At 60.5% G+C, this 25,951-nt stretch carries 22 protein-coding genes; 3 read left to right on the top strand and 19 right to left on the bottom strand.

Annotated features, from left to right (window positions below; all coding sequences use genetic code 11):
- Positions 1-219: 219 nt before the first annotated feature.
- The 15 genes from argH to uvrA all read right to left on the bottom strand — a co-directional run bounded on the left by argH (position 220) and on the right by uvrA (position 17,914).
- On the bottom strand, positions 220-1,656 hold the full coding sequence (gene argH, locus G7Y31_RS05450; protein ID WP_165010930.1) for an argininosuccinate lyase: 1,437 nt from the start codon (positions 1,654-1,656) through the stop codon (positions 220-222).
- Between the two features lie 3 nt (positions 1,657-1,659).
- The gene (locus tag G7Y31_RS05445) at positions 1,660-2,880 is read right to left on the bottom strand and encodes an argininosuccinate synthase (RefSeq protein ID WP_165010928.1); all 1,221 of its coding nucleotides are present in this window, start codon (positions 2,878-2,880) and stop codon (positions 1,660-1,662) included.
- 70 nt (positions 2,881-2,950) lie between these two features.
- Positions 2,951-3,433 (bottom strand): arginine repressor, encoded by a 483-nt coding sequence (locus G7Y31_RS05440; RefSeq protein ID WP_165010925.1) that lies wholly within the window; start codon positions 3,431-3,433, stop codon positions 2,951-2,953.
- Between the two features lie 18 nt (positions 3,434-3,451).
- On the bottom strand, positions 3,452-4,378 hold the full coding sequence (gene argF / locus G7Y31_RS05435; protein WP_165010923.1) for an ornithine carbamoyltransferase: 927 nt from the start codon (positions 4,376-4,378) through the stop codon (positions 3,452-3,454).
- On the bottom strand, positions 4,378-5,559 hold the full coding sequence (locus tag G7Y31_RS05430; protein ID WP_165010921.1) for an acetylornithine transaminase: 1,182 nt from the start codon (positions 5,557-5,559) through the stop codon (positions 4,378-4,380). Before G7Y31_RS05430 ends, argF begins: the two co-directional genes overlap by 1 nt.
- Positions 5,556-6,491 carry an acetylglutamate kinase gene (gene argB, locus G7Y31_RS05425; RefSeq protein WP_165010919.1) on the bottom strand — a complete coding sequence of 312 codons (936 nt, stop codon included), beginning with the start codon at positions 6,489-6,491 and terminating at the stop codon, positions 5,556-5,558. The genes G7Y31_RS05430 and argB overlap by 4 nt, the downstream gene beginning before the upstream one ends.
- 110 nt (positions 6,492-6,601) lie before the next feature.
- A complete protein-coding gene (gene argJ / locus G7Y31_RS05420) occupies positions 6,602-7,780 on the bottom strand; it encodes a bifunctional glutamate N-acetyltransferase/amino-acid acetyltransferase ArgJ (RefSeq protein WP_165010917.1) in 1,179 nt (392 codons plus the stop codon).
- Between the two features lie 34 nt (positions 7,781-7,814).
- Entirely contained in the window at positions 7,815-8,864 is a 1,050-nt protein-coding gene (argC, locus tag G7Y31_RS05415) for an N-acetyl-gamma-glutamyl-phosphate reductase (RefSeq protein ID WP_165010915.1), read from the bottom strand.
- Between the two features lie 70 nt (positions 8,865-8,934).
- Entirely contained in the window at positions 8,935-11,460 is a 2,526-nt protein-coding gene (gene pheT, locus G7Y31_RS05410; RefSeq protein WP_165010913.1) for a phenylalanine--tRNA ligase subunit beta, read from the bottom strand.
- Between the two features lie 29 nt (positions 11,461-11,489).
- Positions 11,490-12,536 carry a phenylalanine--tRNA ligase subunit alpha gene (gene pheS / locus G7Y31_RS05405; RefSeq protein WP_165010911.1) on the bottom strand — a complete coding sequence of 349 codons (1,047 nt, stop codon included), beginning with the start codon at positions 12,534-12,536 and terminating at the stop codon, positions 11,490-11,492.
- A gap of 109 nt (positions 12,537-12,645) precedes the next feature.
- Positions 12,646-13,455, bottom strand: coding sequence for a TrmH family RNA methyltransferase (locus G7Y31_RS05400; protein ID WP_165010909.1), 810 nt, complete (start codon positions 13,453-13,455; stop codon positions 12,646-12,648).
- 110 nt (positions 13,456-13,565) lie between these two features.
- Entirely contained in the window at positions 13,566-13,949 is a 384-nt protein-coding gene (gene rplT / locus G7Y31_RS05395; protein WP_165010907.1) for a 50S ribosomal protein L20, read from the bottom strand.
- A gap of 55 nt (positions 13,950-14,004) precedes the next feature.
- Entirely contained in the window at positions 14,005-14,199 is a 195-nt protein-coding gene (gene rpmI, locus G7Y31_RS05390) for a 50S ribosomal protein L35 (RefSeq protein WP_165010905.1), read from the bottom strand.
- A gap of 37 nt (positions 14,200-14,236) precedes the next feature.
- Complete coding sequence (gene infC / locus G7Y31_RS05385; RefSeq protein ID WP_165010940.1) at positions 14,237-14,758, bottom strand: translation initiation factor IF-3; 522 nt, start codon at positions 14,756-14,758, stop codon at positions 14,237-14,239.
- A gap of 309 nt (positions 14,759-15,067) precedes the next feature.
- A complete protein-coding gene (gene uvrA / locus G7Y31_RS05380) occupies positions 15,068-17,914 on the bottom strand; it encodes an excinuclease ABC subunit UvrA (RefSeq protein ID WP_165010903.1) in 2,847 nt (948 codons plus the stop codon).
- Between the two features lie 75 nt (positions 17,915-17,989).
- Between uvrA and G7Y31_RS05375 the strand changes: the two genes are divergently transcribed.
- From G7Y31_RS05375 to G7Y31_RS05365, 3 genes are all read left to right on the top strand, one after another.
- Entirely contained in the window at positions 17,990-18,592 is a 603-nt protein-coding gene (locus G7Y31_RS05375) for an MBL fold metallo-hydrolase (protein ID WP_165010901.1), read from the top strand.
- Between the two features lie 132 nt (positions 18,593-18,724).
- Positions 18,725-19,663: a DoxX family protein gene (locus tag G7Y31_RS05370; protein WP_165010899.1), complete on the top strand. Its 939-nt coding sequence runs from the start codon at positions 18,725-18,727 to the stop codon at positions 19,661-19,663.
- A 187-nt stretch (positions 19,664-19,850) separates the two neighbouring features.
- A complete protein-coding gene (locus G7Y31_RS05365) occupies positions 19,851-22,139 on the top strand; it encodes a HelD family protein (protein WP_165010897.1) in 2,289 nt (762 codons plus the stop codon).
- 32 nt (positions 22,140-22,171) lie between these two features.
- Here the strand turns inward: G7Y31_RS05365 and G7Y31_RS05360 are convergent, their stop codons facing one another.
- The 4 genes from G7Y31_RS05360 to coaE all read right to left on the bottom strand — a co-directional run bounded on the left by G7Y31_RS05360 (position 22,172) and on the right by coaE (position 25,932).
- Positions 22,172-22,612 carry a universal stress protein gene (locus G7Y31_RS05360; protein WP_165010895.1) on the bottom strand — a complete coding sequence of 147 codons (441 nt, stop codon included), beginning with the start codon at positions 22,610-22,612 and terminating at the stop codon, positions 22,172-22,174.
- Positions 22,613-22,672: 60 nt separating this feature from the next.
- Entirely contained in the window at positions 22,673-23,116 is a 444-nt protein-coding gene (locus tag G7Y31_RS05355; RefSeq protein ID WP_165010893.1) for a universal stress protein, read from the bottom strand.
- Positions 23,117-23,180: 64 nt separating this feature from the next.
- Positions 23,181-25,301, bottom strand: a complete 2,121-nt coding sequence (uvrB, locus tag G7Y31_RS05350) for an excinuclease ABC subunit UvrB (protein WP_165010890.1) — start codon at positions 25,299-25,301, stop codon at positions 23,181-23,183.
- 28 nt (positions 25,302-25,329) lie between these two features.
- Positions 25,330-25,932 carry a dephospho-CoA kinase gene (coaE, locus tag G7Y31_RS05345; protein WP_165010888.1) on the bottom strand — a complete coding sequence of 201 codons (603 nt, stop codon included), beginning with the start codon at positions 25,930-25,932 and terminating at the stop codon, positions 25,330-25,332.
- Positions 25,933-25,951 lie beyond the last annotated feature (19 nt).

Genomic DNA, 25,951 nt, shown 5'->3' with positions numbered 1-25,951 from the left:
TAGCGCCTGGAAACTTGTTCCAGACCACACTGAACCGCTGCCCCGTATGCTACATCCCACCATCCAGATTCTGTGCGTCCAGCCACAATTACGAGTAAAGCACACCATGGCCCAGCCAGGGGAATCGCAGCTAGGAGCCATCAAGCACCAACGGATGACCTGAATAAAAACCCCTATTTCGGGGTTATTAGGCCATCCGAAGGCATCAAGCTGAAAATCCTATCGCGCTCGCACAGGAGTCTGCGCCCACTGGCGGTACTCGGCGCTAAGCCGTTCCACCGTCTCGCGCTGCTCATCAACCCGCACACGTGCGGTTCCGCCCTTGGTCGAACGCGAGGCCACCGCCCCTTCTACCGTCAAGACCTCCCGGACTTCCGGGCGCAAGCGGGCGTCAACACTGGCCAGTTCCGCGTCGCTCAAATCGACCAGGTCTACTCCCCTGGCTTCAGCCAGACGAACACACGCCCCCGATGCCTCATGAGCCTGACGGAACGGTACCCCCTGGCGCACCATCCATTCAGCTAAGTCGGTAGCCAAGGTAAAACCGCGGGGAGCCAGCTCCGCCATACGCTCTTCATGGAAGGTCAGCGTGGAGACCAATCCGGTCATAGCTGGCAGCAGCAAGTTCAGCTGCGCCACGGAGTCCACGATCGGCTCCTTGTCCTCCTGCAGGTCGCGGTTATAGGCCAAGGGCTGGGCCTTTAGCGTAGAAAGCAGACCAGCCAAGTTACCAATCAGCCGCCCAGTTTTACCACGGGTAAGCTCAGCGACATCCGGGTTCTTTTTCTGCGGCATGATGGAGGAGCCGGTTGACCAGGAGTCATCCAAAGTGACATAGCCGTATTCAGGCGTGCACCAGTAGATGATCTCCTCTGCCAGGCGCGACATGTCCACGGCAATCTGAGTCAGCACAAAGGCCGCCTCCGCCGCGAAGTCGCGCGCCGAGGTCCCATCAATGGAGTTTTCCGCCGCCGCCTCAAAGCCCAGCTCTGCAGCGATTGCCTCCGGATCCAACGCCAGCGAAGACCCCGCTAACGCCCCAGAGCCATAAGGCGAGATAGCCAAACGCTTATCCAGGTCCTGGATGCGAGACAGGTCGCGCAACAATGGCTGCGAGTGGGCCAGCAGCTGGTGCGCAAGCAAGACCGGCTGCGCAGCCTGGGAGTGGGTCTTGCCCGGCATGATTGCCCCAGGGTGGGCAGCTGCCTGGGCCACAAGGGCATCGGCAAGCTCTGTGACTTGCACGGCGATGTCACGTACGGCATCTCGCAACCACATACGAAACAGCGTGGCCACCTGGTCATTGCGGGAACGCCCAGCCCGCAGGCGGCCGCCGACTTCCGGGCCCACGATGTCAATGAGGCCACGCTCCATAGCACCATGAACGTCCTCGTCGGAAGCAAGAGGCGTAAATTCGCCGGACTCCACGCGACGGCCCAGCTCCTGGAGACCTGCCAACATGGTGTCCAAGTCGGCGTCGCTGAGCAGCCCGGCCCGGTGTAGCACGCGGGCATGTGCCTGCGAGGCCAGCACATCATAGGGTGCTAGCACCCAATCGAAGTGCGTGGAGACCGAGAGCGCAAACATGGCGTCCGCCGGGCCGCCGCTGAAGCGACCGCCCCACAGCGCACCCTCATTAGTTTTGTGCTGTTGCATGGCCTACTGTGCCGCCCCGGTGGGGAAACCACCCTCGCGGTCGCGCTGATTGGAAATCTGCGTGGACAGCCCGTGCAGCTGCACAAAGCCCTTAGCGGCGGTCTGGTCGAAGGTATCCCCAGTATCGTAGGTGGCCAGGTCAAAGGAGTACAGGGACTGCTCAGAACGCCGGCCGTTGACAGTAGCGGTGCCGGCATGAAGGACCATGCGAATCTCACCTGTAACCGTCTCCTGGGTAGAAGCAATGAAGGCATCCAGGGACTTCTTCAGCGGGCTAAACCACAGGCCATCATAGACTTCCTCACCCCAACGAGCATCCGTCAGGCGCTTGTAGCGGGCCAACTCGCGCTCCATGGTGACATCCTCCAGGGCCTCATGAGCCTTGATCAGTACGATGGCACCCGGGGCTTCGTAAACCTCGCGGGACTTGATGCCCACCAGGCGGTCTTCCACCATGTCTAGCCTGCCGATGCCCTGTGCCCCAGCACGCCGGTTGAGCTCCTCGATGATCTGAAGAACGCTGAGCTTCTTGCCATCAATAGCGACCGGGACGCCCTTGTCGAAAGAGATGGTGACCTCATCCGGGGCATTGCCCAGGCCCGGATCTTCAGTGTAGGCGTAGAGATCCTTAGTAGGCGGGTTCCACAGATCCTCTAGGAAGCCCGTCTCTACCGCGCGGCCCCACACGTTTTGGTCCACGGAAAATGGCGAAGAAGCGGACTGCTCGATGGGCAGATTAATCTCTTCTGCAAACTCGATGGCCTTATCGCGGGTCCAAGCGTAGTCGCGCGCCGGAGCAATGATTTCTAGCGAGGGATCCAGGGCGCGGAAAGAGACCTCGAAACGGACCTGGTCATTACCCTTACCGGTACAACCGTGGGAGACGTGAGTGCCGCCAAACTCCTGGGCAGCCTTGACCAGGTGCTTGACAATCAGCGGGCGCGAGATTGCAGAAACCAGCGGGTACTGCTTCATGTACATGCCATTGGCCTGGATGGTGGGCAGGCAGTAGCCTTCGGCAAATTCATCCTTGGCATCAATAACGATGGACTCCACGGCACCGCAGTCCAAGGCGCGCTGACGCACGGACTCCATGTCCTCGCCGCCCTGGCCCAGGTCCAGGGACACAGCGACTACGTCGCCGCCGGTCATCTTAGCCAGGTATGGAATGGCCACGGACGTATCCAGGCCGCCAGAGTAAGCAAGCACTACGCGTGCAGTCATAAGTCATCTCCTCTAGAGATTGTGAAAAGAATACAGTGCATCCAATAATATACGAAAAGGGTGCGGGAACCTAATCGCGGTTGACCAGGCTGCGCACAACCTCTTGACCGCTTAGCGGCTCACGCGCCAGAACAAAAATCGTGTCATCGCCAGCAATACATCCCACCACATCCGGCAAACCGGCCCGGTCGATGAAGGAGGCCAGATACTGGGCCGCGCCGGCGGGAGTGCGCAGCATGCCCAGGTTGCCAGAATAATCGGTGGCTACCACCAGCTCGTCAATCATGCGGCGCAGCTTGTCACGCGGACCGCTGATTTGATCCTCAAACTGCTCAGTCTCCGCGCCCACCACGTAGAAGGAACGCCCACCATCCCGTTTGACCTTCTTCGCACCGAGCTCATCCAGATCGCGCGATAGCGTAGCTTGGGTGATGTCAATGCCCTCATCCAGGAGCAGCTCCGAGAGCTGCACTTGGCTGGTAACCCGGGTGCGGTCCAAGATCTCCAAGATTTTCGCCTGGCGGGCGTTACGGTTGGGAGGGGTGATTGCCATGACTAGGGGTTCTCCTTGTTAAGCAGTTTGATGCGTCAGCAGCCACGTCAACACAGCTTTTTGGGCGTGCAGACGATTTTCGGCTTCATCGAAAACCCGGGATTGCGGGCCGTCGATTACCTCCGCGGTAACTTCGTTTCCACGATACGCGGGCAGGCAGTGCAAGAAGATCGCCTGCGAATCCGCCTGCTGCATAATATCCGTATTGACTTGATAAGGCAGGAAAGGCGTGCGGCGATCCTTGCCGTCATTTTCCTGGCCCATAGACACCCAGGTGTCGGTGATCACCACATTGGCCCCTGCCACTGCGGAGACATCATCCGTAACCACCACGCGGGCCCCGGTTTCACGCGCCCGCGCCTGCGCCCGTTCCACAAAGCGCTGCTGCGGTTGGAAACCCTCCGGCGCAATTATTGTGATGTCAATTCCCGCCGTGGCGAAGCCAATCAGGTAGGAATTTGCCATGTTGTTATCGCCATCGCCCAGGTAGCAAGCCTTGAGGCCTTGGGTCTTGCCGAAGTTCTCCCGAATGGTCATCAAGTCTGCCAGGATTTGGCAGGGGTGCAGGTCATCCGAGAGCGCATTGATCAGCGGCACCCGGGAGGTCTGTGCCATCTGCGCAAAGCCCTCATGGTCATAGGTGCGCCACACAATAGCGTGACAGTAGCGCGACAGCACCGCTGCGGTATCTTGCAAGGTCTCCCCCTTGCCCATCTGGGTTGACCCCGCCGAGGTCACAATGGCATGCCCACCAAGCTCGGCGATTCCGGCCTCGAAAGAAAACCGGGTGCGCGTGGAGGTCTTATCAAATAGAACGCTGACCGACTTGGGCCCCTCCAGCGGCCGCCGGCTAAAGGGGGCCGCCTTGAGTTCCAAAGCAATATCCAAGATTTCTGCCTGCTCAGCAGGGGTTACATCATCGTCTGCGAGAAAATGCCGGGGCATTAACACACCTCTTTCAGTGCTGCGCCCATCCGGGCGATTGCGGTATCAATCTCTGTTTCACTAATGACCAGCGGCGGGGTCAACCGCACCACGGCATCGGTGGGGGCGTTGAGAATAACCCCCTGCCGCAGGCCAGCCTGCACCAGTTCCTTCGCCACGGGCACATCCAGAACAGCGCCTAACATCAGCCCATTGCCGCGCACCTGACTGACATGCTCCATAGCCTCAAGCTGCCGACGCAGGTAGTCCCCCTTGCGCACCACATCAGCCAAGAACTGGGCATCTACCTGCGCCAGCACCGCCTGTGCGGCTGCGCAGGCCACGGGATTGCCGCCGAAGGTGGTGCCATGGCTGCCGGGAGTAAATAACTCTGCTGCCTTGCCGCGGGCAATGCACGCCCCAATGGGCAGCCCCGCTCCCAATCCTTTAGCCATGGTGATCACATCAGGCACAATGCCCGCAGACTCATAGCCAAAGAAGGTGCCAGTGCGCCCCACGCCTGTTTGGACCTCGTCTACGATGAGCAAGATGCCGTACTCATCGCACAGTTCACGCAGCGCGGCCAAGAAGCCCTCCGGGGCGGGGACTACCCCGGTCTCTCCTTGAATCGGTTCCAGGATTATAGCTGCGGTGTCCTGCGGGTTTATCTCCACCAGTGCGCGGACGTAAGCGGCATCTCCGTACGGGTAGAACTCCACACCACCTGGCAACGGCGCGAAGGGACGGGCCTTAGCGGGCTGGCCGGTTAGCGCCAGGGCACCCATGGTGCGGCCGTGGAAGCCATCTTTGGCCGCGAGGATCCGCGAGCGGCCAGTCAAGCGTGCCAGCTTGAAAGCTGCCTCATTGGCCTCCGCCCCGGAATTGACAAACATCACCCGGGCTGAGGTGTCCCCGACCCGCTCGCGCAACTGCCGGGCCACATCCACCACCGGTTCAGAGGCAAAGAGATTAGAAACATGCCCCAGGGTGGCAATCTGGCGACTCACGGCCTCTACCACCGCCGGATGGGCATGTCCCAAAGAATTCACGGCAATGCCAGCGAGCATATCTACATACGTCTGCCCAGCCTCATCCGTGACGGTGGCACCCGAGCCAGACACAAGTCCGCGCGGCGGGGTGCCATAATTGTTCATCAATACCTCGCCCCACGCAGTGGTCAAGGGGGTACTCGGTTGGCTCATTTGTGGTCATCCTTCCTAAAGACTGTTCCGTCTGGGTAGTTGGTTCGCTGGTAGCCATCAGGAAGCACCATCGTGCCGATACCGCCCGGGGTCAGCAACTCCAGCAGCACCGCGTGTGCGATCCTCCCGTCGATCACGTGGGCGGCATTAACCCCCTGTTCCACAGCGCGCAGACAAGACTCCATCTTGGGGATCATCCCGGAATCCAGCCCCGGCAAGACCGCGCTCAAATCGGCGGCCTCAATTTTAGATACCAGCGAGTCCCGGTTGGGCCAGTCCGTGTACAGACCTTCCACATTGGTTAAAATCACCAGGCGCTCAGCCCCAAGTGCTGCGGCCAAGGCACCCGCTGCGGTATCAGCATTGATGTTGTAGACCTCACCGTCTAGCCCTGGCGCAATGGTGGAAACTACCGGAATGCGCCCCGCATCAATAATGTCCATCAAGGCTGCTGGGTTGACATCGACAATGTCACCTACCTGCCCAATGTCGGTTGCCTGTCCGTCGACGTCCACCAACCGCTTGGTAGCGGTAAATAGGGCCGCGTCTTCACCCGAGGTGCCTACCGCGTAGGGGCCGTGGGAGTTGATGAGCCCCACCAACTCGCGGCCCACCTTGCCAAAGAGCACCATGCGCACAATGTCCATAACTTCTGGCGTGGTCACCCGGAAGCCGCCGCGAAACTCGCCTTCTAGCCCCACGCGCTCCAACATGGCAGAAATCTGCGGCCCGCCACCATGGACCACCACGGGCTTAACCCCCACGGTGCGCAAGAACACCATGTCCTGAGCAAACGCCTCTCGCAGTTGCTCATCCACCATGGCATTACCGCCATACTTGACTACCACGATGGCATCCCGAAAATGCTGTAACCACGGCAAGGCGTCGGCCAGCACCGTCGCCCGCTCATAATTGCTCAGATGTGAAATCATGTCTCACTTCCTCTCTTTTGGCCCTATCCAGCTCGGCTTTGCCCTGTCCACCTCGGCTTTGCCCGGTCCACCTCGGGTTTGCCCTGCTCGGCCTGTTATACCTTCCCTGGTTAAGAGCTATACGCCGAATTAATCTCCACATAGGCGTGGGACAAGTCCGTGGTACGCACGAATGCCTGCCCCGGTCCGCCGGTGCCCAGGTCCACGCGAACGTCAATATCCACGCCGCTCAAGTCCACGTCGCGCGCTCCAGGTACCCCGGTTGAGCCCACGCACACGGGCGCGCCATTGAAGTAGACAGAGATATTCTCCGGGTCCATCTCGGCATCCGCCATGCCCACGGCGGCCAACACGCGCCCCCAGTTCGGGTCAGAGCCAAACATGGCGCACTTAAATAGGTTGTCGCGCCCAATGGTGCGCGCAGCATTGAGGGCCTGGGCATCGCTCGCGGTTCCTTCGACGCTAATGCGCACCCGCTTGGTCACGCCCTCGGCATCAGCCTGCATCTGGTCCGCCAGGCTGGCGCACACCTCCAGCACCGCGGCATTTAGTTCCTCTGGGCTAGGCTCGACTCCCGAAGCCCCGTTGGCCATGATGATCACCGTGTCATTGGTGGAGGTAGACCCGTCCACATCCAGGGTGTTAAACGTCACTGCCGATGCCCCCTCTAGCGCCCCCTGCAGCGCCTGAGGGCTGGCCACGGCATCGGTAGTAATGCACACCAACATCGTGGCCAGCGATGGAGCCATCATGCCTACTCCTTTGCCCATGGCGCCCATGGTCCAACCCTCGCGGTACGCGGTGGCTTCCTTGGCCACCGTATCCGTCGTCATGATCGCCGTGGCCGCGGCATGCCCGTCGGCACCCAGATTGTTTAGCGCCTCTACCCCACCCAGTACCACATCCATGGGCAAAAGCTCACCGATAAGCCCCGTAGAACACACCGCCACCTGCTGCGGGTCGAGATCGAGCAACTCCGCCGCACGCTGGGCCATTGCGGTGGTATCAGCCAGACCCTGCTTCCCGTTGCAGGCATTCGCATTACCGGAATTAAACAACACCGCCCGCAGCTGACCATCCGCCAGCGCTGCCCGGCTATACGTCACCGGTGCGGCGACCACCCGGTTGCGTGTAAACACCCCGGCGGCATTAGCCTGCGGGCCTTGGTTCACCACCACGGCCATATCCGGTTTACCTGAAGGCTTAATGCCAGCGGTGGTAGCGCTGGCTGCAAAACCGGTGGGAGCACATACCCCGGTAGCGCTGGGGGAAGGAGTCGAAGCAGTCACGTTGAGACCTTTCTTTTAAGTGAGGGAGGAGGTATTAGGGGGCCACCGCGGCCATGGGTAGGCCCGCAGTCTCTGGAAGGCCCAGCGCCAGATTCATGCACTGCACGGCGCCGCCAGCGGTACCCTTACACAGATTGTCCAGGGCCGCGGTAACAATGAGCTTTCCAGCCGTCTGATCAACGTGAGCCTGAATGTGGACCATGTTGGTGCCCACCACGTTCTGCGTCTCCGGCTGTTGTCCTTCTGGCAAGACCAGGCAGAAGGGCTCTTGAGCATAAAAGTCCTCATAGACCTTGCGTATCTGCTCCGGCCCTACTCCGGGCAGCAGAGGGGCGGTTACCGTGGCCAGGATTCCCCGAGTCAGCGGGGCTAGCACTGGTGTAAACGTCACCTTCGGCGCAGCTTCCGGCGCTAAGTATTCACGGACGTTTTGGACAATCTCTGGGGTATGCCGGTGCTTTCCGCCTGGGTTATAGGCCCGCAAGCTGCCCATGGTCTCCGCGCCCAACAAGGCCACCGCAGCTTTCTTGCCGGCCCCAGACACCCCGGTCACGGCGATAACGGACAAATCCGGCTCAATAAGCTCCCCCACCACGGCAGGCAGCACCCCCGTGGTCACCGCAGTGGGGAAACATCCCGCCACAGCCACCCGCCGGGCCTGCACTATAGCTTGCCGATGCCCCGGCATCTCCGGGATTCCATAAGGCCAGGAACCCGCGTGCTGCGTGCCGTAGTACTGCTGCCAAGCATCCGCATCCCGCAAGCGGTAGTCTGCCGCGCAGTCGATTACTAATACATCGGGGCTTAGCTGCCCGGCGATCTCCGCGGAGTGACCGTGTGGCAGCGCCAGAAAGACTACGTCATGGCCTGCCAGGTTTTCCGCAGTAGTTTCGACAATACGGCGCTGACGCAGTTGCGGCAGATGGGCCATGAGCTCACCCACACTGGCCCCCGCAGTGGAGTGGCCAGTTAGTGCGCCAATCTCCAACTCCCCGGTTGCATAGGCCGGGTGAGCTAGCAGGAGGCGCAAAATTTCGCCGCCGGCATAGCCGGAGGCGCCTGCAACTGCGATGGAAATGGTCATGCACCCCAGCATAACACAAATTATGCAAATGGGTGCAATTTATACAGACCGTTTGCTGGAGAACCTCGCTTTAGGCGCGCATGGTGGCACCGAAGCGCTCCTCGGCCAGCGTCGCTGCAGCCAGCCGGTGGGTGTTGACTTCCTCATCGGTCAGCGTGCGATCGGGTGCGCGGAAGACCAGCCCAAAGGCCAAGGACTTCTTTCCTGCCCCCAGCTGCTCACCACGGAAGACGTCGAACAGGGCCACGGACTCTAGCAACTCGCCTGCGCCTTGCTCCACGGCAGCACGCACGGACTCTGCCGGGACATCCTCGTCAACCACCAGCGCCAAGTCCTGGTGCAGAGCCGGGAATGCAGAAAGCACCGGGGCTGGGAAACGCTCCTCCAACGGCAAAGCCGTCACGTCCAGCTCCATTGCACAGGTGCGGGCTGGCAGGCCCAGCTCCTCCACAATCTGCGGGTGGAGCTCACCAGCGTGGCCAACCACGCGAGGCTCCCCGGCACCATCGCGCACCACGAGTGCGGCGCAACGGCCCGGATGCCACGGCAATTCCGCGCCGGCCTCGACTTCGAGGTCTACCCCAGCAGCGCGGGCCACCAGACGTGCGGACTCGATGGCGTCCGCATAACCATAATCACGGCCTTGGCCCCAAGGCCCCGCCAGCTCCCACTGACCGCAGGCCACAGTAGCCACATGCAGCGGCTGTTCCGGAAGGGACTCCATCAGCTCAGCCAGGGCGGCATCGTCAGGGCGTGCTGCCACAGAAGGCATCGGCGAAGAATCAGCACGGCGGAAACTGACTTGTTGCACACCGAACAGGGCCACATCCGTGCGGCCGCGGGCCACATTGCGCGCCAGGGCCTCCAGCAGATTTGGCAGCAGCGTCGTGCTCAGCGCGGCCTTGTCAGCCTCCAGCGGGTTTTGCACGGCGACGGTACGACGGCGGGCATCGGCAGGCTCCAGCCCCCACACATCAAACGTGGACTGAGCAATAAACGGCGAGGGCAACACCTCCGCGTAGCCGCCATAAGCCAGGCCATGGCCGATAGCACGGCGGCGCTTCTGGGCGGCACTAAGCCCGCGCCCACCCACCGGAGTGGGCAAGATGGACGGAATATCCTCCAGGCCCTCCAGGCGCAAGATCTCCTCCACCAGGTCCACATCCATGGAGATGTCGGTGCGCCAGGTGGGCACCTGAACCTCTAGTTGACCGTCCGTGAGCTCGCGGACCTGGCAGCCCACCTCTTCCAGACGGGAGATGACAGTCTGGGCGGAGTACTCCACCCCGGCGTACTCGCTGGGGCGCGCAGTACGCATGCGCACCACCTGGCGCTGGGGAACGTCTCCCACCAAGGTACGCGTGGCCTCCACGGTGCCACCGGCAATCTCGGTCAACAGCTGGCAAGCCACGTCCAAGGCCACCTCTACCAAAGCGGGATCCACGCCGCGCTCGAAACGACGGGAAGCTTCAGAGGACAACTTGTGGCGGCGCGACGTGCGCGCCACCGTAATGGGGTCCCAGGTAGCCGCCTCAAAGTAGACATCGGTAGTCTGCTCCGAGATCTCCGAGGTAGTCCCGCCCATCACACCGGCTAGAGACTGCACACCGTGGTCATCGCAGATCACCACGTCCTCAGCGCTCAGAGTGCGCTTGACGTGATCCAGAGTCTCAAACACCTCACCTTCAGCGGCGTTGCGCACCACCAGGGTGCCGGAAATCTGCTGGGCATCGAAAGCGTGCATGGGCTGGCCCAGCAGCAACATGACGTAGTTGGTCACGTCGGTGGCCACATTAACGGGGCGCTGGCCAGATAGCATCAGCTCGCGCTCTAGCCAATAAGGGCTACGCACTTCCGGGTCGATGCCGCTGACCTTACGCACGCCGAAACGGATAGCCCTGGTCTCCTCCCGCACCTCAACAGCTAGGGTCTCCCCTTCCGGCGCCGGGACTGCAGTCAGCGCAACTCCGGCAGCTGCGGGTTCAGCAGCAATGTCCACAAAATCCAGGTCGAAAGCAGACGCGAGCTCCCGCGTGAGGCCCCGAGCAGACAGCGCATAGCCGCGGTCCGGGGTGATGTTGACGTCAAAGACCGTATCCACCAGGCCAATGAGCGGGCGGGCGTCCTGGCCCACGTGCGGGGCAAACTCGCCGCCCAGCGTGATAATGCCATCAGACTTTTCTGCCAAACCCAGCTCTGCCGCGGAGCACAGCATGCCGTTGGAGATGTGGTCATAAGTCTCCCGGGCTGCAATGGCGAAACCGCCCGGCAGTACCGCGCCCGGCAGTGCCACCACCACGTAGTCGCCCAAGCGGAAGTTGCGTGCACCGCAGATAATGCCCTGCAGCTGGCCAGTACCGTTGGCCTCGCCGACGTTGACCTGGCAGTAGCGAATGGGTTTTTTAAACTGCGTGAGCTCTTCAATCTCCGCCACCTGGCCAATGACTAGCGGTCCGGTAGATTCCGGTAGGGCGGCATATCCTTCAGTCTCAAAGCCCACGCGCACAAAGCCGGCGTCCATTTCTGCCGCAGGCACAGACCACCCCGGGTTATGTGCGCCGAGCAGGCCGGTAACCCAGTTCTGGGAAATAAGCATGATGGTGTCTAATCCTTTCTGGGTAACTGTTAAGCCTGGACGCCGAACGGCAGCGTGAAGCGGACATCGCCTTCGACCATATCGCGCATATCGCTGAGGCCATTGCGGAACTGCAGGGTACGCTCGAGGCCCATGCCGAAGGCAAAACCGGTGTAGACCTCCGGGTCTACACCCACAGCGCGCAGCACGTTGGGGTTGACCATGCCGCAGCCGCCCCACTCGATCCAGCCGGCGCCGCCCTTCTTATTGGGGAACCACACATCGACCTCGGCGGAAGGCTCCGTAAATGGGAAATAATTGGTGCGCATCCGGGTCTTGGTCTCCGGGCCAAAAAGGACCTTGGCCAGGTGATCCAGCGTGCCGCGCAGGTGGGCCATGGTCAATCCCTTGTCAACCGCCAGGCCTTCTACCTGGTGGAACACCGGAGTGTGCGTAGCGTCCAACTCATCGGTACGGAACACCCGCCCCGGGCAGGCGATATACAGCGGCACTTCGCGCTCCAGCATGGTACGCACCTGCACCGGGGAGGTGTGCGTGCGCAAAACCTGCTTGGATCCTGGTACAGAAACATGGAACGTATCCTGCAGCGTGCGCGCGGGGTGGTCTGGCTTGAAGTTCAGGGCGTCAAAGTTAAAGTATTCAGCCTCGACCTCTGGGCCTTCCGCAATCTCCCAGCCCATGCCCACGAAGATGTCCGCGATCCGCTCACTTAACGCGGTGATCGGGTGCAGTGCACCGGTCTGGGAGCGCGTCGTTGGCACGGTAACGTCTACGGTTTCCTCACGCAGCTGCGCGGCACGGGCCTGCTGTTCCAGCACCTCCCGCACGCTGGCAAAGTGCTTCTCCACCCGGCCGCGAGCCATATTGACGTTCTTACCGGCGTCCTTGCGCTGATCCTTAGGCAACTGCCCTAGCGACATCCGGGCCCGCGCAATATACGCCTGCTCACCCAAATGCTCGCGGCGAGCAGCGGCCAGCTCCTCCAAGGTGGAAGCGCCATCAAAAGCCGCTACAGCGGCATCAGCAGCCGCACCCAACGCGGCTTCGGACAAATCGATCTGAGGTGTGTCGGACACGAGCCTATGCACTTTCTGCCTGCGGAAAACTAACGCCGGTCATCTTACCCCACCCAGGAGGCTGCACAGCGCAACGGGTGAGGGGGCATCGGCAAGCCACATCGGCAAGCTAGAGCTCCTGCCTACGGTGAGCTTTTGCGGACTCATAGAGGCAAATACTGGCCGCAGTTGCCAGGTTAAGGGACTCCGCGCGGCCCACGATGGGGATTCGCACCCGCACATCAGCTTGCTCCAGCAGCGGGCCTAAGCCGTGGGCCTCATTGCCGAACAGCCACGCGGTGGGCGCGCAGAGATCTGCATCTGCGACATCGACGTCCCCGTCGGCGGCCGTGGCCACAATCTGCATGCCCGCGCGGCGCAATTGCCCCAGCACATCCTGCACATTAGGCTCGCGCGCCACCGGAATATGGAACAACGAGCCAGCCGAAGAACGCACCACCTTGCTCCCCAGGGGATCCACAGTCTCTCCCGCAAAAATCACCCCATCGGCCCCCATGGCATCAGCTGTACGGATAAGGGTGCCTGCATTGCCTGGCTCTGCCGTAAGCACCGGCACGCACACCAGCTGCGGGCGGGCGCCCAGAATTTTGCCGGGCGACCACAAAACGTGGCGGCACACAGCAAACAACCCCGTGGTGCTAGCGGTATCGGAGAGGTACTGCGCAGCCTTGTCCGTAATGGGATGAACGTAGACATCCATGTAACCTGCGGCAGTAATAATGTGGCTAAAGCGCTGCGCTGCCTGCTCGGTGACAAAAATGTCGGTCGCCGCGCCCGTGGACACCGCTGCGTCCACCGCATTTTCGCCCTCAATCAGAAACTGCTTCGCCTTACGCCGGGCTGCGGCGCGGTGCAGCTTAGCAGCGTTGACAATACGCGGGGTGCGTTGGGTAAATGCAGCGGAGAAGTCCAAGTTCATTCCCCCTACTGTACTAGTGGGGCGACTAACGGACTCGAAGCGGCTGCACATACACGTATACCCCGGGCCACGTGCGGCCGCGGGGTATAAAGAATGCTTAAGGTTAATTCTTAAGCAGCGCGAGGAGCGTTAACATCCTCCGGCAGGGCAGCCTTCGCAGCCTCGCACAGCGCGGAGAAAGCCTCGAAGTCGTTGACAGCGAGCTCGGCAAGAATCTTACGGTCCACCTCGATCTCAGCCAGGCGCAGGCCGTGGATGAGGCGGTTGTAGGTGATGTCATTCATGCGAGCTGCGGCGTTGATGCGCTGGATCCACAGCTTACGGAACTCAGACTTACGGGCGCGACGGTCGCGGTAAGCGTAAGTCATGGAGTGCAGCCACTGCTCCTTGGCCTTACGATACAGGCGGGAGCGCTGGCCGCGGTAGCCCTTAGCGGACTTCAGAATCGCGCGGCGCTTCTTCTTGGCGTTAACTGAGCGCTTTACTCGTGCCACAGTAATACTTCCTTAAATCTCGTGGTTTATGGTTGTGGGTTGAATTCGGCGCTAGTTAGGAGCGGCCGAGCAGGCGGTTGACGCGCTTGGTGTCTGCCGGGGCGACTTCCACGGTGCCCTTCAGGCGGCGGGTCTGCTTGGACGGCTTGCCCTCCAGCAGGTGGCGGCGGCCGGCCTGCTCACGGCGCAGCTTGCCGGAACCGGTCACCTTGATACGCTTGGCGGTGCCCTTGTGGGTCTTCTGCTTCATGAGAGTTAAGTCCTTTAATTCCCGTTGTCAGTGTTGTCTACTTCTTGCCCTTGCGGATTGGCCCGAGGACCATGGTCATGTTGCGGCCATCCTGCTTCGGGCGGGCCTCAACGTTTCCTACTTCTTTGACGTCTTCTGCAAGACGCTCTAGCAGGCGGAAACCCAGCTCCGGACGCGATTGCTCGCGGCCGCGGAACATGATGGTGACCTTGACCTTGGAGCCCTTTTCCAGGAAGCGCACTACATTAGACTTCTTGGTCTCATAATCATGGTCATCGATTTTCGGACGGAACTTTTGTTCCTTAACCACAGTCTGCTGCTGGTTCTTGCGAGACTCGCGAGCCTTCTGGGCCAACTCGTACTTATACTTGCCGTAGTCCATGATCTTGGCCACCGGCGGCTTAGCGTTGGGTGCCACCTCAACCAGATCTAGGTCTGCTTCGTATGCGAGCTTACGGGCGTCGTCCGTGCGGACAATGCCAACCTGCTCACCGCCGGGTCCGACCAGGCGGACCTCGGGAACTCGGATGCGCTCATTAATGCGAGCTTCAGCGCTGATTGTGGTCTCCTTGGGTCAAGATGAATGTAGCTTGCCTACCACAGGACCACAAGCGAAAACCCGGCGTCCACTTACGTGCACACCGGGAGTTCTCACAGGACAGTAGCCCGGGGGCTACTGCAACCTTTTACCCTTGTCCAACAGCGCCATCAACCGGGCCAAGCCCTTAAACTATCAGATGTACGCTGCGGCAGCGGGTGGGAGAAACTCCACTTGCGACCCACGGGCCCGTGTCCAGGTCCGCTGGGCGGTAGTAGCGGTGAGTCTATCACCACCCCTATACACATTCCAAACCGACACGCTACAGCCTCACTTCCTCGCCAACAACGGCGCCAAAAACTGTCCCGTATAGGATTCCTTGATTGTAGCCACTTCCTCCGGAGTACCGGCCGCCACAACGGTGCCACCGCCCGCACCGCCTTCTGGGCCCATGTCGACAATCCAATCAGCGGCCTTAATCACGTCCAAGTTGTGCTCAATGATAATGACCGAATTGCCTTTATCCACCAGGGACTGAATCACCATCATCAGCTTGCGGATGTCCTCAAAGTGCAGGCCCGTGGTGGGTTCATCCAGGATGTAGACAGTGCGACCGTTGGTGCGCTTTTGCAACTCGGAAGCCAACTTGACGCGTTGGGCCTCGCCACCAGACAGTGTGGTGGCTGCCTGCCCTAACCGCACGTAGCCCAATCCCACATCCACCAGCGTGGCCAAATAACGGTGAATGGAGGTGATCGGCTCGAAAAACTCCGCCGCCTCGGAAATGGGCATGTCCAGGACCTCAGCAATGTTCTTGCCCTTGTAGGTCACCTCTAGGGTCTCCCGGTTGTAGCGCGCCCCGTGGCACACCTCACAGGGAACGTAGACATCCGGCAGGAAGTTCATCTCGATCTTCAGCGTGCCATCACCCTGGCAGGCTTCGCAACGCCCGCCTTTGACGTTGAAGGAAAAGCGCCCTGGCTTGTAGCCGCGGACCTTCGCCTCTAGGGTTTCCGCAAACAGGTTACGCACCTTATCAAACACCCCGGTATAAGTGGCCGGATTCGACCGCGGCGTGCGCCCAATGGGGCTTTGGTCTACCTGCACCAGCTTGTCCAGGTGTTCCATGCCCTCCACGCGCTTAGCCCGCCCGGGCACTTGCCGCGCCCGGTTGAGCTGGTTCGCCAGCGTCTTGGCCAGAATTTGGTTAACCACCGTAGATTTGCCGGAGCCAGACACGCCGGTCACACACGCCAGCACGCCCAGGGGAATTTCGACGTCAATGCCCTTGAGGTTGTTCTCCCGCGCGCCCACCACCCGCAGCATGCGCTCCGGGTCTATTGCGCGCCGCTGCGCCGGCACGTCCAGGACCCTTGCCCCGGATAGGTATTGCCCGGTCAAGGATTGCTCAACTTTGACGATGCCCTCTGGAGGACCTTGGTAGACCACCTCGCCGCCGTACTCTCCCGCGCGTGGTCCGACATCGACCAGCCAGTCGGCCTCCCTGATGGTGTCCTCATCATGTTCCACCACAATGAGCGTGTTACCAATATCGCGCAGCCGCTTCAAAGTAGCAATTAGGCGCTGGTTATCCCGCTGGTGCAGCCCAATCGAGGGCTCATCTAAGACGTAGAGCACGCCCGCGAGCCCCGAACCGATCTGGGTGGCCAGGCGAATGCGCTGAGCCTCCCCGCCGGACAAGGTCGAGGCGCCACGGTCGAGAGTCAGGTAGTTGAGCCCCACATCTAGCAAGAAGCGCAGGCGGGCTTGGGCTTCTTTCAATACTGCCCCAGCAATGATTTCTTCGCGCTTGCCCAAGACAAGGGAGTCTAAAAACTCAGAGGCGTCTTCAATAGACAGCGCCGCCAGTCCAGCAATGGACTGCTCCCCGTGAGTAGTAGATTCCAGCCGCACCGCCAGAATCTCTGGCTTCAAGCGCGTGCCCTTGCACGTGGGGCACGCTACCCGGCGGGTGTATTGCAGTAGCCGGTCCTTCTGGGAGTCCGAGTCCGTGGTTTCCAGCTTACGTTCCAAAAAGCCCACCGCACCTTCAAAAGGCGCAGTCCAATTGCGCTGGCGCCCATAGCGGTTTTTGTAACGTACGGAAACTTCCGTGTCCGTGCCGTAGATCAGCGCCTCCCGTGCCTGTGCCGGCAATTCACCCACGGGCGCTTGCGGGTCAAAGTCCATGGCTTTGGCCAGGCCCTCGATGAGCTTGACAAAGTAGTTGGAGTTAGGCGATGAATACCATGGCTGCACGGCCTTGACCACCGGGGCATCCATGTCCGGGATCAACAAATCCACGTCCACTTCCAGGCGGGTGCCCAGACCATCACAGGCCGGACAGGAGCCGAAGGGGGCGTTGAAGGAAAACGCGCGCGGCTCGTATTCCTCAATGGCCAAGGGGTGCCCGTTGGGGCACGAGGTCTTCTCTGAGTAGGTGTGGGTGAGCTCAGGGTCGTCGACGAACTCGATTGTCACTAGACCATCGGCGAGTTTGAGCGCGGTTTCCACCGAGTCAGTCAGGCGTTGCTTAGCAGATTCCTTGACCTGCAGGCGGTCCACCACCACATCAATGTTGTGCTTGATTTGCTTCTTCAGCTTCGGCGGATCACTGAGCTGATAGACCTCGCCATCGACGCGAACGCGGGAATAACCCTGGCCTGCCAGGTCCGCAAAGAGATCCACAAACTCGCCCTTACGCTTGCGCACCACCGGGGCCAGCACCTGGAACTTGGCACGCTCAGGGCGAGCCAAGACGGCATCGACAATTTGCTGCGGAGTCTGACGCTCAATGACGGCATCGCACACCGGGCAATGGGGCGTGCCCGCGCGGGAGAAAAGCAAACGTAGGTAGTCATAGATCTCAGTAATAGTGCCCACCGTTGAGCGCGGGTTGTGGTTGGTGGACTTCTGGTCAATGGACACCGCCGGGGACAGGCCGTCGATAAACTCCACATCTGGCTTATCCATCTGCCCCAGGAACATGCGCGCGTAGGAGCTCAAGGACTCCACGTAGCGGCGCTGTCCCTCCGCGAAGATCGTGTCAAAGGCCAGCGAGGACTTTCCCGAGCCAGATAATCCAGTAAAGACCACCATTTTGTCACGAGGCAGCTCTACGTCTACCCCTTTGAGGTTGTGTTCACGAGCCCCGCGGACTACAAGGCGATCTGCCACTAGCTTTCCATCCCTTTCACTATCACTCTCGCTGTGTGCGCACTAAAGTTCAAAACTACCCGTAGGCTATCTGCTATGACCAACCCACTTTATCTGGAACATATTTCCGTGTCCGAGATGGACAACAACTGCTATCTCCTCCATGACGGGGAGCAAGCCTTGCTTGTCGATGCCGCCGCTGACGCCAAGGCCCTACTCGAACTAGCCCACCAGGCTGGGGTGCGCATCACCGCTGTGCTGACTACCCACCGCCACTGGGACCATGTGCGCGCACTAGAGGAGGTCATCGCCACTACAGGGGCGAAGCACTATAGCTCCTTCCTGGATTCCCCCGCCTTGCCAGTGACGGTAGCTGAAGAGCTCCACCACGGCGACACGCTGAGCTTTGCTGGCCACGAGCTGCCGGTGATGATCCTGCGCGGGCACACCCCTGGGGGCGCTGCCCTAGCCGCCGAAATTGATGGGGTGACCAATCTTTTTGTTGGGGACAGCCTCTTTCCAGGGGGCCTGGGCAAGACTGATAGTGAAAACGACTTTGTGCGCCTGTATCGGGATGTCACCGAGCGAATTTTTGATGTCTACCCAGATGAGGCCATTGTTCGGCCGGGACACGGAAAGGCCACGACATTGGGTGAGGAGCGCCCCCAGCTAGAGCAATGGTGGCAGCGTCGCTGGTAGCCGAATCCTCTGGCCCGACATGCAGACCAAAGATCAAGTACCCTTGTGTACGTGTGGGCTTTAATCCAGCCCGAACGATAAGAAATTCCGCAAAATTCGCTAAAAGGTGCACACCTTGAAGGAGTCTTTTTTATGATTCGTAAGTTCGCCCGTCCGGTCTTGGCTTCCGTCTTCGTGTGGGATGGCGTGGACACGCTGCGCAACACCAAGGACCACGTCTCGGAAACCGAATCCGTGCTTGCCACGCTACGCAAGGTAATTCCGGCACCGTACTCCTCCTACATTCCGCGCGACCCGGAGCTCGTCACCAAGGCCTTCGCCGGAGCTAAGGTTGGCTCGGGTTCCCTCTTCGCGCTGGGCAAGGCTCCCCGCACCTCCGCAGCCGTACTGGCGCTGACCCACCTTCCCACTGTGGTGGGCCGCAACGCTTTCTGGTCCGCTGGGGATAAGGAAGCCAAGGAGGAGCAGCGCAACGGTTTCATCACCAACGCCGCCCTGCTGGGTGCACTGGCTATCTTGACCCAGGACACCGAAGGCAACCCCTCCTTGCGTTGGCGCGCACAGGATGTCTCCAAGCGCACCTCCAAGAAGGTCGCTGCCGCATTGCCCACTAAGTCCGAGACCGAGAAGTTTGCAGACAACGTCTCTTCCCGCGCTCAGGAGCTCTCCTCCCAGGCGCAGGGCTGGCTGTCGGAGACCACCGACAAGGCCCAGGCTTATGTCGAAGACAACCGGGGCGACTGGGAGAAGGCAGGACGCAACTTGCTAGACACCGCGAAGTCTTACGTTGAAGACGCACGTGAGGCCGTCGAGGACTTCATTGAGGATAACGCTGATGATTGGCGCAAGCAGGGCCAGGACTTCCTCAAGAAGGCCGAGAAGAACTCCAAGGTAGCCCGCAAGTCTCTGGTCAAAAACGCCTCGAAGGCGCAAAAGCGCGCTGATAAGGCACTGGAAGAGGTAACGGACTCGCGCAACGCCAAGAAGGCGGCCGCCAAGGCAGAAAAGCTGCAGAAGCAGGCAGATAAGGCCGTATCCAAGGCGCTGAAGAAGTTCGGCGATAAGATCTAACTTCGCCACAGCGCTTTTCGCGGCGGACTAAGCGTATGCTTGTCCGTCGCGTTATTTTTTATTCCGGCCTGCCCGCCTGAGCCCCGCCCCGCCTGCGCCCTGCCACTTGCCTGTGCCACACCGGCGGTGCCCCACCTGGCGGAGTTGGCCGCGACCGACACCTCGCTGCGATAGGAGATGCCCCACAGTGACTTCCCACCCCCGCCCTGTCAGTTCTGCACGTACCGCAGAAATTGCCGCCGAGCAGGACTATGTCACCGGACTCTTCGACCGGCTAGACGCTGAAGTTGCTGCCGCGAATGCCCGGTTGGCGAAGGTGGAGGCCGACGTGGATCCCGCTAACCCCGATTCAGATGCGCTGGTTCGCCGCGAAACGGAGTATCACGGGCTGCAGGCAAAGCTGGATAAGCTGCATGTGGCGCAGCTGGGACTGGTCTTTGGGCGCATAGATATTGACGCCCCGGGCGATAACCCCACCCCGGAGGGGCTAGACCGCCGCTACATTGGCCGCATGGGCCTCGATGATAGGGCGGATGACTACCGTACGCTGTTGTTGGACTGGCGTGCGCCCATGGCCCGGCCCTTTTACCTGGCTACTACGGCCTCCCCGGAGGGGGTGGCTTTGCGTCGGCATATCCGTACCCGGGGACGCACCGTAACCGATATTCACGATGAAATCCTCACCCACTACGGCCACCCCTCAGAGTCTTCGGCTGCAGCGTCTTCGGCTACGGCGGCTGCGGACGCCGTAGCAACCGAGTCCGCCGTGGCAACCGAGGACGCCGGCGTAGCTGGAGAGTCCGCCCTCCACGCGGCGCTGCAGCGCGCCCGTACTGGGCATATGAGCTCTATTGTGGAGACCATTCAGCGCGAGCAGGATGAGATTATCCGGGACTCTACGCGCGGTGTAATGGTGGTAGAGGGCGGTCCCGGAACTGGCAAAACGGCAGTGGCCTTGCACCGTGTGGCCTATTTGCTTTATCACCATCGGGAAATGCTGGCCGCCACCGGTGTGCTCATCGTGGGCCCCAACACGACGTTCCTCAACTATATTTCCCACGTTCTGCCAGAACTCGGTGAGACCGGCGTGGTGCTCTCCACTATTGGCGAGCTTTTTCCAGGCGTATCGCCCGTATCCACAGACAGTTTGCTGGCCCAGGAAATCAAGGGTTCCGAGGCAATGGTCGACATTCTGGGAAACGCGGTCAAGCTCTACCAACGTCTGCCGGAAACTGACCGGGAGGTGCGGGTGGATAGTATTCGACTGCAGGTAAGCCCCGCCATGGTCAAGGCCGCTCGCACGCGTGCTAGGCGTAGCCGCAAGCCGCACAACATTGCGCGCGGGGCCTTCGCAGAGCAACTGCAGGAGCAGCTGGCGCAGCAGTTGGCGCAGCGTATCGGAGCAGATCCCCTGGGCGGCGCTAATCTGCTCTCTCGCGCCGATATTGACCAGCTGCATGATGATCTTGCAGACAACCAGGACGTCCAGGATCTCATTGAGGAGATGTGGCCGCACCTCCATCCGACCCAGGTGCTGGCTGATTTGCTGGGCAGCCAGGAGACTATCGCGGCCGCCGCGCATGAATACGATGAGGAGACCCAACAGGCGCTTTACCGCGAGCACCCCACCGCCTGGTCTGCAGCCGACGCCGCCCTCTTGGATGAGCTGGCGGTGCTGGTGGGGCTGCCGGACCCGGAGCAGGCCCAGGCTACGGCGGAGCAGCAATGGCGGGAGCAGCTTGCCGATGCCGCTGAAGCCCTCGACATCCTTGCTTCCTCAGAAGCCACAGATAATGACGACGACATGTTTGAGGCAGAGATTCTCTCAGCCGCCGACGTCATTGACGCAGAGCATCTAGCGCGCCGCCAGGAGGTGCGTGATGCCCGCACCACTGCCCAACGCGCGCAAGCTGATCACACGTGGGCCTACGGCCACGTGATCATTGATGAGGCCCAAGAGCTCACCCCTATGGAATGGCGCATGGTGTTTCGCCGCAGCCCCTCCCGGTGGATGACCTTGGTGGGCGATACCGCGCAAACCGGCGCACCTGCCGGTGTGGACTCCTGGGAAGAGACGTTGGAGCCCTTCGTGGGTGCTCGCTTCCGTCACCATCAGCTCACCGTAAACTACCGCACCCCAGAGCCGGTGACCGAGCTCGCCAACCGGGTACTGGCCGTTATTGATCCGCTGGCGGTACCCGCAGTGGCGGTGCGCGAAGGTATCGCGGTGAACTATGTGCCTTTAGACGAGTCTTCCCGCCCCCACCCCCGCGTGTTTACCGATGAGGACGGCCGACTCAATGCCATCATCGACGCCTCCACGGTGGTAGAAGCCAAAGGATTGGAATATGACCATGTCACCGTGGTTGCCCCGGCAGAGATTGTGGCTGCTTCCCCGCAAGGGCTAAACAATCTCTACGTCGCCATTACTCGGGCTACGCAAACCTTGACTATCGTCGGGCCCCTCGACATCTAGGCATAATGCCGGGGGCTTAAAACTCCGTTCGGTTAGCTGACGGTGTGCACAATCATCACGTCGCAATCGGACTGCCGGGCAACGTCGGCTGGGACAGAGCCCAACAGGCGACCGGTCAGGGAGTTAATGCCGCGGTTACCCACCACCAGCAAATCAGCGCCGAAGTCATTGACTATGTTCATCAACGCCTGCACCGGGGTGCCCGGGCGCACAGCAGTTTCGATCTTGGTGGCGCCGAAGGATTCCGCGTGCTCCTTGCCAGCCACCAGATTAGCCTGGGCTTTTTCATCTCCCAGGATGGTCACCGAGTCTTGGCGCAGCGTCTTCGACGCTTCTTCCTTGTTCTCGTAATAAGCACAGCCAATGATCAAGGTAGCGTCAAAAGCCGCGGCAATTTTTGCCGCGCGTTCCACTGCCAGCAGGGAGGACTTTGATCCATCGGTACCAACGACAATCTTGTTGTAATCGCTCATGGCGGCCTTTCTAGAAAGGAAGTAGTAAATCCGTTACCAGTCTAACCACCAGAGGATCATTTAGCGATCATCAGAGGTGTTCGCCACAACCACATCCACGTATGCCTTGCGCATCAATTCCGTGGCCACAGAGCCCAGCACGCGATCCCGCACGGAATTGCGGCCCTTGTTCCCCACTACCAAGCAGTCCACCTGGTAGTATTTGCCCACTTCCAGCATGGTGGCCACCGGGTCCCCAGACTTGGCGATCACGTGGATGCGTTTCGCGCCCTCCTCGGTGGCAATGTCTTGTGCAGCCTTAAGGAAGGTCTGCGACATGTCCTCCGAGATCACGGGGATCTCCGCGTCACGCTCCTGACGGGTGCCCACCTTGTCATGGCTACCGAAGGCGGAGACAACAATCAAGTCTGCGTCATATACCGCGGCCAGGGACGCTGCGGTGCGCACCGCCCGCAGGGAGGTATCCGAGCCGTCCGTGCCTACCGCAATGGTGTTGTATTTCATGTTTTCCTCACTACTCCACTTGTGTTCCCAGAAAGTATAACCGGTACCACGGCCAGCGCAGGGGTTAAATGCCCGCCTCTTTGACTCCGCGCAACTCTTTTTTCAGATCCATAATCTCATCACGCAGCCTACCTGCGAGTTCAAACTTCAACTCCCGGGCAGCAGCTCCCATTTGTGCCGTCAGATCATCAATGAGCCTCTGAATCTCATCCGCTGCCATAGACTCCACCTGCGGGCGCTCTACCAACGTAGCCGGGTCAGACTCCCTCCCACTTCCGCGCCCAGACCCGTCGGATGCTTCGTCGCCTGCGTCTTCATAGACCTGGTCCAAAATATCGGCAATCTTTTTGCGCAGCGGCTGAGGGTCTATGCCGTGTTCCGTGTTATAGGCAATTTGCTTCTCGCGGCGCCGCTCTGTCTCCTCAATAGCCTCTGCCATCGAGTCCGTGATCTTATCGGCGTACATGATGACCTCACCAGAGACATTGCGAGCCGCGCGCCCGATGGTCTGGATCAACGACTTCGTTGAACGCAAGAAGCCCTCCTTGTCCGCGTCCAAGATGGCCACCAGAGAGACTTCCGGCAGGTCCAAGCCCTCTCGCAGCAAGTTAATACCCACCAACACGTCATATTCGCCTAAGCGCAACTGGCGCAGCAACTCCACGCGCTGCAAAGTATCAATATCCGAGTGCAGATAGCGCACCTTAATGCCGTTCTCCAGCAAGTAATCGGTCAAGTCCTCCGCCATCCGCTTAGTCAAGGTAGTGACCAGGACGCGCTCATCTTTTTCCACTCGCTGGCGGACTTCATGGATTAAGTCATCAATCTGCTCCTTCGTCGGCCGCACCGTGACCTTCGGGTCCACCAGGCCGGTGGGGCGAATGACCTGCTCGACGTACTCGCCCTGGGCAGCGGCCAGCTCATAGTCTCCCGGCGTCGCCGACAGGTACACCGTTTGGCCCACGCGTTGTTCAAATTCTTCGAAGGTCAGCGGCCGGTTGTCCACCGCAGACGGCAGGCGGAAACCAAATTCCACCAGGTTGCGCTTGCGCGACATATCGCCTTCAAACATGCCGCCGATCTGCGGGACAGTCACATGGGACTCATCAATGATGGTAAGGAAGTCTTCTGGAAAGTAGTCCATCAAGGTTGCCGGCGCGCTGCCCGCGGGACGGCCATCAATGTGGCGCGAATAATTCTCGATGCCCGAGCAAAAGCCCACCTGCTCGATCATCTCCAGGTCATACTCGGTACGCATGCGCAGCCGCTGGGCCTCCAGCAACTTACCGCGGTTTTCCAAGTCAGCCAGACGTTGCGCCAGCTCCTCCTTGATGTCGGCTACCGCTTTTTCCATGCGTTCCGGGCCCGCCACGTAATGGGTGGCCGGAAAAATGCGCACCTCCTCCACACGTTCTAACACGTCTCCAGTCAGCGGGTGAATGTAGTACAGCTCATCTACCTCATCGCCGAAAAACTCAATGCGCACAGCGCGCTCTTCATAAGCCGGAATGATGTCCACCGTATCGCCCTTTACGCGGAAGGTGCCACGGCTAAAGCCAATATCGTTGCGCTCGTATTGAATATCTACCAGCAGGCGCAAGAAACGGTCACGCTCTACTTCCTCCCCCACGCCCAACAACACGGAGCGGTCCAAGTAGGACTGCGGTGTGCCCAAGCCGTAGATGCAGGACACGGATGAAACCACCACCACATCACGCCGGGACAGCAGCGCAGAGGTGGCCGAGTGCCGCAACCGCTCCACGTCCTCATTAATCGAGGAGTCCTTTTCAATGTAGGTATCCGTCTGCGCAATGTAGGCCTCCGGCTGGTAGTAGTCGTAGTAGGAAACGAAATACTCCACAGCGTTGTTGGGAAGCAGCTGGCGCAACTCATTAGCCAGCTGCGCGGCCAGAGTCTTATTGGGAGCCATGACCAGGGTGGGTCGCTGCTGCTTTTCAATCAACCACGCAGCGGTCGCAGACTTGCCGGTACCGGTAGCACCCAGCAGCACCACATCCCGCTCACCAGCGCGCAAGCGACGGTCTAACTCTGCAATTGCCGCAGGCTGATCACCTGCGGGTTCATACTCGGAGACGACCTCGAAGGCCTTGGCGCGACGTTCAATGGCGCTTACCGGGCGGTGTTCGGACTCAGCCAGGATAGGATGTTCTGCAGCAAAAGCCATGGAGCTAGTCTACCTTGCTTGGTAGTGCCTACCTTGCCGATGCCTCTATATCCGCAGCCACCACCCCTACTGCAGCCTCCAGCTGTTGCTTTGAGCCCGTGTTGTCGATGATGTGCGTGGCCGCAGCTAGGCGTTGCTGGTCCGGAATCTGGGCAGCAATGCGCCTGCGCGCATCGGCTTCGTCCACCCCCCGGTGCTGAACCAGGCGACGCAGCCTTTCTTCCACCCCCACGTCGACGACAATCACCGCGTCCATGTCCTTATCGCGGCCTTGTTCCACAAGCAGTGGCATATCGTAGACGCACCACTGCACTCCCGCAGCGCGTGCCTGGGCAAAGGCCTGCTCGGTGCGTTCAGCGATACGCGGGTGGGTAATGGCATTAAGTGCTGCGGTACCTTCCTCACTGGCAAAGGCACGCTGGGCCAATAGGGAGCGATTCAAGCTACCGTCATCATTGAGGACATCAGCGCCAAAGGCGCTCGCTAGTTCTGCGAGCGCCGGTTGGCCCGGTTCTACAATCTCCCGGGCAATCTGGTCAGCATCGACAATGTGCCAGCCCCGCTGCGCCAGCAGCTGGGCTACCGTCGATTTTCCGCTTCCCATTCCGCCTGTCAATCCGATGAGATTCATGGCAATAGCGTACACGCCA

It is taken from the genome of Corynebacterium lizhenjunii (assembly GCF_011038655.2).
Classification (GTDB): Bacteria; Actinomycetota; Actinomycetes; order Mycobacteriales; family Mycobacteriaceae; genus Corynebacterium; species Corynebacterium lizhenjunii.
Note: the sequence above shows the minus strand (reverse complement) of the source record. Positions and strands in the feature narration are given on the sequence as shown.

What these genes read in the sequence shown, in the direction of transcription:
- argH (WP_165010930.1), bottom strand. Translation starts at nt 1,656, where the DNA reads ATGCAACAGCACAAAACTAATGAGGGTGCGCTGTGGGGCGGTCGCTTC.
- G7Y31_RS05445 (WP_165010928.1), bottom strand. Translation starts at nt 2,880, where the DNA reads ATGACTGCACGCGTAGTGCTTGCTTACTCTGGCGGCCTGGATACGTCC.
- G7Y31_RS05440 (WP_165010925.1), bottom strand. Translation starts at nt 3,433, where the DNA reads ATGGCAATCACCCCTCCCAACCGTAACGCCCGCCAGGCGAAAATCTTG.
- argF (WP_165010923.1), bottom strand. Translation starts at nt 4,378, where the DNA reads ATGCCCCGGCATTTTCTCGCAGACGATGATGTAACCCCTGCTGAGCAG.
- G7Y31_RS05430 (WP_165010921.1), bottom strand. Translation starts at nt 5,559, where the DNA reads ATGAGCCAACCGAGTACCCCCTTGACCACTGCGTGGGGCGAGGTATTG.
- argB (WP_165010919.1), bottom strand. Translation starts at nt 6,491, where the DNA reads ATGATTTCACATCTGAGCAATTATGAGCGGGCGACGGTGCTGGCCGAC.
- argC (WP_165010915.1), bottom strand. Translation starts at nt 8,864, where the DNA reads ATGACCATTTCCATCGCAGTTGCAGGCGCCTCCGGCTATGCCGGCGGC.
- pheT (WP_165010913.1), bottom strand. Translation starts at nt 11,460, where the DNA reads ATGCTTATTTCCCAGAACTGGGTTACCGGCCTGCTCGGCGCACATAAC.
- G7Y31_RS05400 (WP_165010909.1), bottom strand. Translation starts at nt 13,455, where the DNA reads ATGAACTTGGACTTCTCCGCTGCATTTACCCAACGCACCCCGCGTATT.
- rpmI (WP_165010905.1), bottom strand. Translation starts at nt 14,199, where the DNA reads ATGAAGCAGAAGACCCACAAGGGCACCGCCAAGCGTATCAAGGTGACC.
- G7Y31_RS05375 (WP_165010901.1), top strand. Translation starts at nt 17,990, where the DNA reads ATGACCAACCCACTTTATCTGGAACATATTTCCGTGTCCGAGATGGAC.
- G7Y31_RS05370 (WP_165010899.1), top strand. Translation starts at nt 18,725, where the DNA reads ATGATTCGTAAGTTCGCCCGTCCGGTCTTGGCTTCCGTCTTCGTGTGG.
- G7Y31_RS05360 (WP_165010895.1), bottom strand. Translation starts at nt 22,612, where the DNA reads ATGAGCGATTACAACAAGATTGTCGTTGGTACCGATGGATCAAAGTCC.
- G7Y31_RS05355 (WP_165010893.1), bottom strand. Translation starts at nt 23,116, where the DNA reads ATGAAATACAACACCATTGCGGTAGGCACGGACGGCTCGGATACCTCC.
- uvrB (WP_165010890.1), bottom strand. Translation starts at nt 25,301, where the DNA reads ATGGCTTTTGCTGCAGAACATCCTATCCTGGCTGAGTCCGAACACCGC.
- coaE (WP_165010888.1), bottom strand. Translation starts at nt 25,932, where the DNA reads ATGAATCTCATCGGATTGACAGGCGGAATGGGAAGCGGAAAATCGACG.